At 46.7% G+C, this 12,227-nt stretch carries 9 protein-coding genes and 1 pseudogene; 6 read left to right on the top strand and 4 right to left on the bottom strand.

From position 1 onward, the window contains the following. The first annotated feature begins 80 nt into the window (after positions 1-80). The gene (locus tag AXX12_RS12810) at positions 81-2,438 is read left to right on the top strand and encodes an anaerobic ribonucleoside triphosphate reductase (protein WP_066243905.1); all 2,358 of its coding nucleotides are present in this window, start codon (positions 81-83) and stop codon (positions 2,436-2,438) included. Positions 2,439-2,440: 2 nt separating this feature from the next. Further along, entirely contained in the window at positions 2,441-2,941 is a 501-nt protein-coding gene (nrdG, locus tag AXX12_RS12815; protein ID WP_066243908.1) for an anaerobic ribonucleoside-triphosphate reductase activating protein, read from the top strand. Between the two features lie 131 nt (positions 2,942-3,072). Here nrdG and AXX12_RS12820 read toward each other — a convergent pair whose 3' ends face one another. From AXX12_RS12820 to AXX12_RS12830, 3 genes are read right to left on the bottom strand one after another with little or no spacing between them, the layout of a single operon-like run. Then, entirely contained in the window at positions 3,073-4,908 is a 1,836-nt protein-coding gene (locus tag AXX12_RS12820) for an APC family permease (protein ID WP_066243347.1), read from the bottom strand. 35 nt (positions 4,909-4,943) lie between these two features. Then, positions 4,944-5,633, bottom strand: a complete 690-nt coding sequence (locus AXX12_RS12825) for a response regulator (RefSeq protein ID WP_066243350.1) — start codon at positions 5,631-5,633, stop codon at positions 4,944-4,946. Further along, positions 5,630-8,335, bottom strand: coding sequence for a sensor histidine kinase (locus tag AXX12_RS12830; protein ID WP_066243353.1), 2,706 nt, complete (start codon positions 8,333-8,335; stop codon positions 5,630-5,632). The genes AXX12_RS12825 and AXX12_RS12830 overlap by 4 nt, the downstream gene beginning before the upstream one ends. Before the next feature lie 675 nt (positions 8,336-9,010). On the opposite strand from AXX12_RS12830, the pseudogene nrdD reads away from it, so the two are divergent. The 4 genes and pseudogenes from nrdD to AXX12_RS19390 all read left to right on the top strand — a co-directional run. Next, positions 9,011-9,178, top strand: a pseudogene (gene nrdD / locus AXX12_RS20290) (anaerobic ribonucleoside-triphosphate reductase); the annotation flags it as partial. Between the two features lie 22 nt (positions 9,179-9,200). After that, entirely contained in the window at positions 9,201-9,335 is a 135-nt protein-coding gene (locus tag AXX12_RS19380) for a hypothetical protein (RefSeq protein ID WP_331711625.1), read from the top strand. Positions 9,336-9,506: 171 nt separating this feature from the next. Beyond that, positions 9,507-9,644: a hypothetical protein gene (locus tag AXX12_RS19385; protein ID WP_156478663.1), complete on the top strand. Its 138-nt coding sequence runs from the start codon at positions 9,507-9,509 to the stop codon at positions 9,642-9,644. A 387-nt stretch (positions 9,645-10,031) separates the two neighbouring features. Beyond that, positions 10,032-10,169, top strand: coding sequence for a hypothetical protein (locus AXX12_RS19390; protein ID WP_156478664.1), 138 nt, complete (start codon positions 10,032-10,034; stop codon positions 10,167-10,169). Positions 10,170-10,299: 130 nt separating this feature from the next. Here the strand turns inward: AXX12_RS19390 and gyrB are convergent, their stop codons facing one another. Continuing rightward, on the bottom strand, positions 10,300-12,213 hold the full coding sequence (gyrB, locus tag AXX12_RS12840; protein WP_066243359.1) for a DNA topoisomerase (ATP-hydrolyzing) subunit B: 1,914 nt from the start codon (positions 12,211-12,213) through the stop codon (positions 10,300-10,302). Positions 12,214-12,227: the final 14 nt, after the last annotated feature.

Genomic DNA, 12,227 nt, shown 5'->3' on the forward strand with positions numbered 1-12,227 from the left:
TGGTAAGATATTGGTATTCGTACTTATTGATGTGAGGGAGGAAAGGGCCGTAAGCGAAAAACTGTCTCGGCCTGATGGTTATGATTACAACAATAGTAAAAAGAGATGGACGTGAGGTCCCCTTCAATCTGGAAAAGATCAGCAATGCCATTTATAAAGCGCTGCAGGCGGCCGGAAGCGGTGACGAAAAACTGGCGCTTGAACTTGCGGCCAGGGTCACGAAGCAGGCCAGTCAAGAAAGCTATTCCAAAAGTGCTTCGCCTACGGTTGAGGATATTCAGGATATCGTTGAAAGCGTTCTAATCGACGCCGATTTGTCGAAAGCTGCCAAAGCATACATACTCTATCGCGCAGAGCGTACCAGAGCCCGCGAAATGAACACACGACTAATGAGAACCTATGAAGAGATTACCCATCAGGATTCAAAGGAAAGCAATCTAAAACGGGATAATGCCAATATTGACGGTGATACCGCCATGGGTTCTATGTTAAAATACGGCTCCGAGGGCGCCAAGATCTATAATGAGATGTATATACTCAAGCCGGAGCATGCGAAAGCCCACCGCGACGGCGACATACATATTCACGATTTTGATTTTTATACTCTGACTACGACCTGCTGTCAAATTGACATTCAAACGTTGTTTAACGGCGGTTTCTCCACCGGACATGGCTTTTTGCGCGAACCCAATGATATTGCCAGCTATTCGGCTCTTGCCTGCATCGCCATCCAGTCGAATCAAAACGATCAGCATGGAGGCCAGAGTATTCCCAATTTCGATTATGGCCTGGCAGATGGTGTACGAAAAACCTATGCTAGAAAGTATAAGGAAAATCTAATTCGGACGCTGGAGTTTTCACTTGATAAAAAAGACGGCATAGCAGGATCAGTTAATGAAGTGGCGAAAGATATTGCCACTCGTCTCCGTCTGGCGCCAGATGTAGCGAATAAAAATGGTTATGCTGCTGAGGAATATCGTCTCTTGTCTGGCATCATTGACCCTTTACTGCTTAAAAGGGCACAAGCCTTTTCCCAGGAACGCGCACTGGAGGAAACAGACAGAGCTACCTATCAGGCAATGGAAGCGCTGATTCATAATTTAAATACAATGCATAGCCGCGCCGGTGCGCAGGTGCCGTTCAGCTCAATTAATTATGGTACTGACACTTCTCCCGAAGGCCGGCTGGTAATAAAGAACATTATGCTCGCGACAGAATCCGGCCTTGGCTATGGTGAAACGCCGATCTTTCCTATCCAGATATTCAAAATCAAAGAAGGGGTTAACTATAACCCTGGCGAGCCAAATTACGACCTGTTTAAACTCGCCTGCCGCGTCAGCGCCAAACGCCTTTTCCCGAACTTTTCGTTTATCGATGCACCCTTCAATTTGCAGTATTATAAAGAAGGTCATCCTGAAACTGAGATTGCCTATATGGGTTGCCGCACCCGTGTCATCGGCAATATCAACGACCCATCGCGCGAAACCGTATACAGCCGCGGCAACCTTAGCTTCACTTCGATCAACTTGCCGCGGCTCGGAATTTTGAGCGCCGGCAGCGTTCCAAAGTTTTATGCAGAGCTTGACCATTTAATTAATCTGTGTATCGATCAATTGCTCGACCGGTTTGAAATCCAGTGCAGAAAAAAGGTACGCAATTTCCCGTTCCTTATGGGCGACGGAGTGTGGCTAGACTCGGAAAAGTTGGGACCGGACGACGAAATCCGCGAAGTGCTCAAACATGGCACTCTGACTGTCGGTTTTATCGGCCTCGCTGAATGTCTCAAAACACTAATTGGCGAGCACCATGGTGAATCAAAGCATGCCCAAACGCTCGGCCTGGAAATAGTCAGCTATATGCGTAGGAGAATGGACGAAGCGGCAGCAAAATACAGACTGAATTTTTCACTGATCGCAACGCCGGCAGAGGGCCTTTCTGGCCGGTTCGTCGAGATCGACAGAAAACGATTCGGCAGTATTCCAGGTGTAACTGACCGTGAATACTATACAAATTCTTTCCATATCCCGGTCTATTATCCGATCAGCACCTATGACAAAATTCGCCTGGAGGCAGCATACCATCCGTTGACTAATGGCGGACATATCACCTACATCGAGCTTGATGGCGATCCAACCAAGAATCTCGAGGCATTTGAATCGGTGATACGCAGCATGAAAGAGCAAGGGGTGGGCTATGGCTCAATCAATCATCCTGTCGACCGCGATCCGCTTTGCGGCTATAACGGAATTATCAACGACACCTGCCCGAAATGCGGACGCAGAGAATCGGGCGGACGGTCATTTGAACGAATTCGCCGGATAACCGGCTATCTTGTCGGCACACTTGATCGATTTAACAACGCCAAGCGTGCTGAGGTCGAAGACAGAGTTAAGCATCTTAACGTCGAGCAAAGCAGCAGGGAGCTGGAAACACTTTGAGCATGCTCAAACTTGCCGGCATTGTCCGTGAATCGATTGTAGACGGGCCCGGGATACGGTTTGTCGTCTTCTCGCAGGGTTGCCCGCATCGCTGCTCCGGTTGCCACAATGCACATACCTGGCCTTTTGAGGGCGGTTTTACGGCGACAACCGAGCAAATCATCGGAGAGATGCACAAAAATCCATTGCTAACAGGCATTACTCTGAGCGGAGGTGAACCTTTCTGCCAGAGTGCTGCCATGGCAGAATTGGCGAAAGCCGTTCATAGCAAGGGACTTAACGTCATTACCTACACAGGCTTTACTTTCGAAAAGCTACTGGAAAAGAAGCGCTCAGAGCCGGATGTGCAGGTATTACTTGGTCAGACAGATATTCTGATTGACGGCCCTTTTATCAAGGAAAACCAAAGCTACGAACTCAATTTTACCGGCTCGGCCAATCAACGAGTCATTGATGTACAAGCATCACTGAAAAAAAATGCTGCTGTTCTTATTGCCATTTAAGTGAGAATGCCCTCCACAACGGAGGGCATTCTTCTTTATATCGCTGCGATAGATAATGGCACTACTACATGATTCAAAAGTAATCCTTTATCGGGGACTCACTACAGATATTGCTATCGGACACAATTTGATTACTTCTTCAAGTGAAACGGAATCGTGGCGACTACCACGTTTTCGCGAAAGATGAGCAGAGTTCGCAATATCCAGCCTGTCTGGTTATGAAGCAGTCTGTGCCAGCCCTTCCTTGTCTCAAACTCCGGGATCAGGACCGTAATAAAGTCTTCTGGATCCTTATTTGCCTGCAGTTCATCAATATAATCAATGAGAGGCTGAATTACCAAACGATAGGGAGAATTCACAGTCACTAGCCGTACATGCGGATTCCAATCAGCCCACTTCTGCGCCACTTTCCTCCCGGTTTCTGCGTCAGTCGAAATGTGTAGTGCTATGATCTCCGTCCCGATCGTCCTGGCATATTTCATCGTTTCCATAACAACCCGCGTCGGACTCGCCACCGGAACGACAACGATATTCTTGATCGGCTTATGATCTGCCGGTTGCTCATCTAACGGCAAGTGAAGCTGTTCTGCCATATCGCGGTAGTGGCGGCGAATCGCTCGGAAAACAACGATCATCGCCGGGATGAACACCAGTACAATCCAAGCTCCGTAAAAGAACTTGGTCACGGCAATAATTATAACCACCAGACCAGTAATGACGGCGCCAACTCCGTTAATGATAGCGTGAGACACCCATTTCTCAGGCCGCTCGCGATTCCACTTGACGACAAGACTAGTTTGGGCAATGGTGAAAGAGAGAAAGACCCCAATGGCGTAAAGAGAAATAAGCTGTTCAACATTGCCCTTGAATCCGGCAATCAGAATCCCGGCTATTATACTAAGCAGAAAAATTCCGTTTGAAAAGCTCAATCGTTCGCCGCGAGCTCCAAGATAGCGCGGCATGTACCCGTCTCTGGCCATAATTGAGAGAAGTGGCGGCAGTCCGTTATATGACGTATTTGCAGCCAAATAAAGGACCAGCATAGTCGTAATTTGAATGTAAAAATAGAGCCAGCCCCGACCTACTGCTGATTCCACGACCTGGGACAGAACTGTAACATTAGCGGCAGGTACAATGTGGTAGTGCAAAATGAGAAAAGATATTCCTGCCAGCATGACGGCCAACATACCTGACATCCAATAGGTCGTCTTAATAGCGTTTTCGACTTCAGGTTTTTTGAACATCGGCACCCCGTTCGAAATCGCCTCTACGCCGGTCATTGAACTGCAGCCGTTGGAAAATGCACGTAGAATGAGGACAAGAACCATCCAATCAAACTGCTGTTTGACCATAGATTCCGACGGAATCAGTGGTCCTCCTTGGGTAAGCGCCTGGTACAATCCAGAGCCAATCAAGGCCAGCATACCAAAAATAAACAAATAGGTTGGTGCTACGAAGACGTTAGAGGATTCCCTAACTCCGCGCAGGTTTATTAGCATTAATATGCCGAACAGGACGAGTAGGTCAATCGTTACTTCGTAACCCAACAAGGCTGGAAAAGCCGACACAATTGCCTCAGTGCCGGAAGAAATGCTGACTGCGACAGTCAATGTGTAGTCAGCAAACAGCGCAGCTCCAGCAACTAAAGCTGGCGTCTCGCCTAAGTAATGCATAGCAATGGAATATGACCCGCCGCCTCCTGGGTTGGCTCTAGCAACCTGGGCGTAGGAAATGGTTACGAGGAGCAGCAACGCAATAACAGCGATTGCGGCATACGAGAAGTATCCATACATTAAAAGACCAGGCACCGCAAGCGTCAACGCAATTTGCTCAGGACCATAGCCGACAGATGAAAGAGCGTCTGAGGAAAAAATCGGCAGCGCTTTCCATTTTGGCAGTCTTTCTCCCGCCTCTTCTTGATTGTGGAGAGGCCTGCCAATCAGTAGGCGTCTCAATGATCGTAACATATTAGGTCAAAACCACCTTTACTTGTTCAGATAAATTATTGGCATAACAAACGATAGCCAACGCCAGATTCAGTGACAATGTACCGGGGCTGAGTCGGATCAGGCTCAATCTTTCGCCGAAGCTGACCAATGTAGACTCTGATATAATGCGTGTCTTCAGAGTAGGCATTGCCCCATATTGCCTTTAGTAATTGTTGATGGGTCATTACCCGGCCAGCATTTTGCGCCAAGATTTTCACCAACTCGTACTCTGTTGGAGTTAGTTTGATTTCTCGTTCTCCAACCAGGACACGGCGCTGAACGAAATCGACAGAGAGATCACCGCATTGCACGATAGGTTCACTGTCAGCTCGGCTTGATCGACGAAGACAAACCCGCATCCGGGCGAGTAATTCACCTATTCCGAAGGGCTTAGTGAGATAATCATCAGCACCGGCGTCAAGTGCTTCGATCTTTTCCGCTTCCTGATCTCGAGCAGTAAGAATAATAATTGGCGTTTTTGCCCATTCCCGGATTTCTTTGATGGCCTTTTTACCGTCGAAATCTGGCAGTCCTAAATCTAAAATAATTATATCAGGATGAAAAAAAGCAGCGCGGGTAATGCCGTCCTGAGCGCAAGCGGCCTCATCGAGCAAATAACCATGCGCGCCAAGTGAAACCTTTAGCAGCTTGCGGATCGGTGGGTCATCATCAATAATCAGAACTTTGTAGCCACTAGCACTCATTTTGCCTCATCCTCTGCTTCCATTATCGGGGCATACTTACAGGTGGGTAGCGAGATATATAGATCAGTGCCGCCGTCCGGTCGGTTTTCTGCCCAAATGCGTCCGCGATGCGCTTCAACAATGCCCTTACAAATAGACAAACCCAGACCTGTTCCCGGAATCTGCCGGTCCTGACGGACCCTGAAAAACTTATCAAACACCCGCACTAACTCATCATTGGGGATACCTGCACCCTGGTCTTGAACAGACATTACGATACTGTCCGCTTCTTGCTTGGCGGCAATCGTAATTACACTGTCGGTAGGTGAATACTTCTTGGCGTTATCAAGCAAATTCAATAGTACCTGCTCCAAGAGGACAAAATCCGCCTGGATGAGAGGTAAATCTGGTGATACGTCTACTTCAATGATGTGATCTGTATTTTTCTTCCCGAACCGTCGAATCGTTGTACCAATCAAATCCTCTATATCACACCAATCTTTTTTTAGTGTCAACATTCCGGATTCTAGTCGTGCAGAATCCAACAGATTAATCACTATTCTCTCCATACGAGACGCCCCCTCCTGGATTGTCTCGAGAAGTTCTGTCTGCTGTTCCCTGTTATACATAGCTCCTGACTCCAACAAGGTGGAAACAGAGCCACTGATTGATGATAATGGGGTGCGCAACTCATGGGAAATCGAGTTGAACAATGCAGTGTGTAATTTGTCGGCTTCAACCAACATAGCTGCTTCCCTAGCAGCTTCCGTCAGTTTGACACGTTCTACAGAAATTGCCGCTAGGCCAGCCCAGGCATCAATGCATCGTTGTTCCTCAGGCGTTATCTGCATACCTAAAATACGAATACTCATAACACCAACCGCGTTACCGCGGCTTAACAGGGGCACATGTATATATTGCATTTCAGAGAAGGTATCTGTAGAGCATCCCGCCACCTGTCCCTGCTCGAAGGCCCATTGGGCGACGACTGATTCATTTATAGGCAGTTCTTTAGCATCAGCCTCAGAGCGACCTTGTTCAGGTTCAAAACCGCCCCTGACACTTAGTTTTGCCTCATTGTCTGGTAGCAATACTAATGTCTGGCGTCCAAATGTCTCTGCCGCATGTGTTGCCAAACGCTCCGCGATAGAGGTAGAGTCAGAAGTTGATGCAATTTTGCGGCTAAATTCATATAGAGCACGAGTGATGCGTTCGCGATGATAAGCGGTTTTCGCCTGTACTCGCAGGAGCTCAGTTCTACCTCCAATAAAATACGACACTAAGAGAAAAATGAGAAAGCTCCAGGCATAGGGGATATCTGCAACTGTAAAGGTAAATATAGGCGGAACAAACAAGAAGTCAAATAGAAGTACACTTAAAAATGCTGTTACATAAGAAGGCCAACGCCCCCACCAAACTGCTGATAAGAGGACTGGCATCAAATAAAGGAGCGCAATGTTGACAGGCTGAAGTTCTTCAGCAAAAAACCAACTAACAACTGAGACCAAGCCAGCCATTAGCAGTCCACCAAGATAATTCTTCCAGTTTGACTGCTCTTCCGCTGGCAGTTTTGTCACTACTTTAGGCGACTTTTTAGTTTCAGCAGAAGCTTGTATCACATACACGTTAATGCCGCCACTAAGACGAATCAATTGCTCAACTAACGATCCGTGCAATAATTCTTGCAGCCAGCTATGACGCGGTTTTCCTACAACAATCGCGGTTACATTATGCGCTTTTGCAACTTTGATAAGCTCATTCGGTAAATCGCATCCCACCACGGTCAAGGTAGTCGCTCCCAATTCTTCAGCCAGACGCAGATTCCTAGCCAAGCGCACTCTTTGTTCATCATCAGTGGAGTTGTGTGTAGACGCTTCTACATGTACTGCAATGAATTCGGAATGCAGCCCAACGGATAAACGGTGTGCTGCTCGAATGAGCTGCGAAGAAAAGGGACTGGCGCTTACACAAACCATTATTCGGCTAGCTGCCGGCCACGGCCCATTAATCCGATGTCGTTTCATATATTGCTCTAATTCTTCATCCACGCTATTCGCGGTAAAACGAAGCGCTAATTCCCGCAACGCAGTAATATTCCCAGAACGGAAAAATTGCTTAAGTTCTTGCTCACGCTGTTCTCCGGCATAAGCTTTACCTTCTTTAATGCGCTTGAGCAATTCATTTGGAGGGATATCGATCAGTTGAAGAGAATCAGCTTGTTCGAGAATATAATCAGGTACAGTTTCCTTTACTGTAATTCCCGTTATCTGGGCAACGATATCGTTTAGACTTTCGATATGTTGGATACTAACAGTAGTGTAGATATCTATCCCGGCCTTGAGTAACTCCTGTACATCCTGAAATCGGCGAACGTGCCGAGAACCAGGAATATTGGTGTGGGCAATGTCGTCAATCAGAACAAGTTCCGGCTTTCGCTCTAGAATCGCGTCAACGTCCATTTCACGGACCAATCTCCCTTGATGAATGCAGCTCTTGACAGGAATCCGTGGAAGAGCGGCAGCAAGTTGTTCAACTGAGGGAATATCGTGGGTCTCAACCCAGCCTATAATTACGTCAGCGCCTTCCTCTTGCCTCTGACGAGCAGTCTCTAACATTTTATATGTTTTACCTACGCCTGGAGCTGCCCCGAGAAACACGGTTAGTTTTCCTTTTTCCTCTAGTCCTGTTTGCTCTTCGGGCGGCTGGTTGTCATTGTTGATCATAATTCACCCCGTTGGCACTCGCATAGTCATCGCCACTTCTATTTTACTCCTGTATTGCCACAGAAAGGTATCGAAATGTACGAATCAGCTATTGAAATATTAATAAACTTGCAAGAGCTCGCGAAGTAAACTACGCAAGCTCTGCTACTTTTTATATGGGCCAAGGCAAGCCTGGCAGATTTTATCTCGATAATCAATCATTCCATCAATAATAATATTCTTAACTGTTACACAATCCGCTCTAACAATCATACCACTTTCCTAGTTATCTGCGCTCCGAAATCAACGGTTCGGCACCCGGCGGCTGAATCTACTATCAGTTCTAGCACTACAATTAGTTAGTTCATGTTTATCAATACAGGTGATTTCCTATTTTAGGATATACCAGCATGCCAACGCCAAAACCAAAGCAAAAAGAAATTATAGCTACAGTCGCTATATTCACTCCGACACACCCCCAATGAGCGTAGCAGCATCCAATACAGGAGCCACCTTTCTTTTATATTAACACTCTCCAAGTAAAGACGCTGTCAATATATATCGCGTCTGCATAAAGAAAAAGTAAAGATTAAACAACGGTACCTTTTTTGAAAAAGAAGATCTGGCTGACGTACAAGAACAAAATCACTGCCCAAAGGTCAGCGCTATTCTTATATTGGTACTGGCGGACGGTGATTTGAACGAATTCGCCGCATAACCGGCTATCTTGTCGGCACACTTGATCGATTCAACAACGCCAAGCGTGCTGAGGTCGAAGACAGAGTTAAGCATCTTAACGTCGAGCAAAGCAGCAGGGAGCTGAAACACTTTGAGCATGCTCAAACTTGCCGGCATTGTCCGTGAATAGATTGTAGACGGGCCTGGAATACGTTTTGTCGTCTTCTCGCAGGGTTGCCTGCATCGCTGCTCCGGTTACACAATGCACATACTTGGCCTTTTGAGGGCGGTTTTACGGCGACTACCGAGCAAATCATCGGAATTGATGTACAAGCATCACTGAATAAAAATGCTGCTGTTCTTATTGTTATTTAACTAAAAGTGCCCTCCGAGTGTCTCGTTTTGAGACAGCGGAGGGCGTTAAACAATGTCCGCAAGTTCAGTCGTGTAAGTCAAATAATGCCTCATTTATTTTCACCATTTTGCAAATACTACCTGCAAGGAGGTGAACCCATTGGCAAAAGATTTTGATAACAAACCTAAACATAACGGCTCCAACAAAGGCTCATCCTCAGCCGACATTGGAAATCAGCCAGGTCATTCAGTCGAATACCACAAGTCGGCTGGCAATGAACAAAAAACTAAAAAATAAGGCAACAATCTGGCGCCGGAGCATCTCCGGCGTCCGCCAAAATTACAATACTGATTCAGTAAACAGACTTTACATACTATAAAAGCCGCGGGTGCCCGCAGCTTTTATAGTATGTCTTTATGGGTGAAAGAATATTTCATTATATTGCAGTAAGATAAGAATCTCGCCGGTATGTTTTTACAACGCACCTATTAGGCTTGGGTTTACGTTTGCCACGAGCCCCAGGTATTCGGAGCTTTCGGCTCTCGAGAGTTAAAGGCCTAAACCTACTTGCTTCCGTACCAACTATCGTGGCATGGCAACGCCTGCTACATGAGGACTTTATCCAAAGTCGCCTGGCTAACTGACAATGCATCTGTAAATACAACCTGCAAGGAGGTGAAACCAATGCCAAAAGATTCCCAGCCCGACCCCAAGCATAGCGGCTCCAATAAAGACTCAGCCTCAGCCAAAATGGCGAATCAGCCAAGCCATTCAGCTAACTACCACAAGGCGGCTGGCGATGGAACAATAACAAAGAAATAAGGCAACAATCAGGCGCCGGAAAATCTCCGGCGCCTCAGACTGTTTAAAAACTTCTTTAGCAGACTGTTCAGACCCACATGCCGGAGTTCCGGCACCACAAGAATGAAAACCCAAACACATACATCATTACTTAAATATCCAAATTTCTCACTCGATGAGCATAATCCTCAATAAATTGGCGTCTCGGCTCAACTTTATCGCCCATTAGAGTGGTGAACACAGAATCTGCTTCCATGGCATCCTCCAACTGGACCTGAAGTACAGTACGGCCCTCGGGATTCATCGTCGTTTCCCAAAGCTGTTCAGGATTCATTTCACCAAGGCCTTTGTAACGCTGAACGCCGATATTTTCGCGGCCGATGCGAGTTAAGAGACGATCAAGTTCATCGTCGCTGTATAGGTACCAGCTTTCTCTGCCTTTCTTGACTAGATAGAGAGGAGGTTGCGCAATATAGACTTTGCCGGCTGTGATTAATGGATTCATATAGCGATAGAAAAAGGTGAGCAGGAGAGTACGGATATGCGCGCCGTCGACGTCGGCGTCAGTCATGATAATGATCTTGCCATAACGCGCTTTTTCAATATCAAATTCTTCACCAATGCCACAACCGAAGGCGGTTATCATCGCCCGAATTTCCGCATTGCCAAGGATTCTATCCAAGCGAGCTTTTTCGACATTGAGTATTTTGCCTCTGAGCGGCAGAATTGCCTGGAAGCGACGGTCACGGCCTTGCTTAGCACTGCCGCCAGCGCTATCACCTTCGACGATATAAATTTCTGTCTGCTCTGGATCGCGCATTGAGCAATCTGCCAGTTTTCCTGGCAGTGAGCTGATCTCAAGAGCACTTTTGCGGCGCGTCAAGTCGCGGGCTTTTCTAGCTGCATCGCGGGCGCGGGAAGCCATAATCGCTTTTTCAATAATCTTTTTGATAATGACTGGGTTTTCCTCAAAGTATTCGTTGAGGCCTTCATTAAGAATGGTGTCAACAATCCCCCGGACTTCGCTATTGCCGAGTTTTGACTTGGTCTGTCCTTCAAATTGCGGGTTCTGCAGTTTGATGCTAATGACTGCTGTTAAGCCTTCACGGGCATCTTCACCACTCAGATTTTCTTCGCTTTCCTTCAGCATATTCAGCTTACGGGCATAGTCATTGATAGCCCGGGTCAGAGCAGTTTTGAAGCCGCTGAGATGGGTGCCGCCTTCTTGAGTGTTGATATTATTCACAAAGGAAAAGATATTTTCTGTGTAATTATCATTATACTGCAACGCAATTTCGGCTACAGTGGTGTCTCTATTTCCCTCGACATAAATAGGCTCAGGATGAAGGATGTCCTTATTTTGATTAAGATGCTTAACAAAGGATACTATACCGCCTTCATAATGAAAGTTGCGACTATCGCCGGAACGTTCATCACTCAAAGTAATAATGATACCTTTATTAAGAAAAGCCAGTTCACGCAAACGTTGTTTTAGTATGTCAAAGTGATATTCGAGTTCTTCAAAAATTTGCCCGTCAGGCTTAAAGGTGACAGTTGTGCCGGTTTCTTCTGTTTCACCGATAACAGTCATTTGCTGAGCAGTATGACCGCGCTCAAACCGAATGAAATGGATCTTGCCTTCCCGTTTAACTTTGACTTCCATCCATTCGCTCAACGCATTAACAACTGATACGCCAACACCATGCAGGCCGCCTGATACTTTATAGCCTTCACCGCCGAATTTACCGCCTGCGTGCAAAACGGTCATAACAACTTCAAGCGCCGGTTTACCTGTTTCATGCATACCCACAGGAACGCCGCGCCCATTATCCACGACTGTAATGCTGTTGTCCTGATGAATGGTTACATTAACGGTATCGCAATATCCTGCCATCGCTTCGTCGATACTATTATCAACAACTTCATAGACAAGGTGATGCAAGCCACGCGAAGAGGTACTACCGATGTACATGCCGGGACGTTTACGGACAGCCTCAAGTCCCTCAAGAACTTGAATTTGTTCAGCCCCATAATGACCATTAACTGTTGTGTCTTGTGTGCTCATTTTCTTCCCCCTGG

Origin of the sequence: Anaerosporomusa subterranea (genome assembly GCF_001611555.1) — a bacterium.
In the GTDB taxonomy this organism is placed as follows: Bacteria; Bacillota; Negativicutes; order Sporomusales; family Acetonemataceae; genus Anaerosporomusa; species Anaerosporomusa subterranea.

Bases quoted from the DNA above. Each gene is read 5' to 3' on its own strand.
- AXX12_RS19390 (WP_156478664.1), top strand. From the start codon at position 10,032: ATGCCAAAAGATTCCCAGCCCGACCCCAAGCATAGCGGCTCCAATAAA.
- AXX12_RS12810 (WP_066243905.1), top strand. From the start codon at position 81: ATGATTACAACAATAGTAAAAAGAGATGGACGTGAGGTCCCCTTCAAT.
- AXX12_RS12830 (WP_066243353.1), bottom strand. From the start codon at position 8,335: ATGATCAACAATGACAACCAGCCGCCCGAAGAGCAAACAGGACTAGAG.
- nrdG (WP_066243908.1), top strand. From the start codon at position 2,441: ATGCTCAAACTTGCCGGCATTGTCCGTGAATCGATTGTAGACGGGCCC.
- gyrB (WP_066243359.1), bottom strand. From the start codon at position 12,213: ATGAGCACACAAGACACAACAGTTAATGGTCATTATGGGGCTGAACAA.
- AXX12_RS12825 (WP_066243350.1), bottom strand. From the start codon at position 5,633: ATGAGTGCTAGTGGCTACAAAGTTCTGATTATTGATGATGACCCACCG.
- AXX12_RS12820 (WP_066243347.1), bottom strand. From the start codon at position 4,908: ATGTTACGATCATTGAGACGCCTACTGATTGGCAGGCCTCTCCACAAT.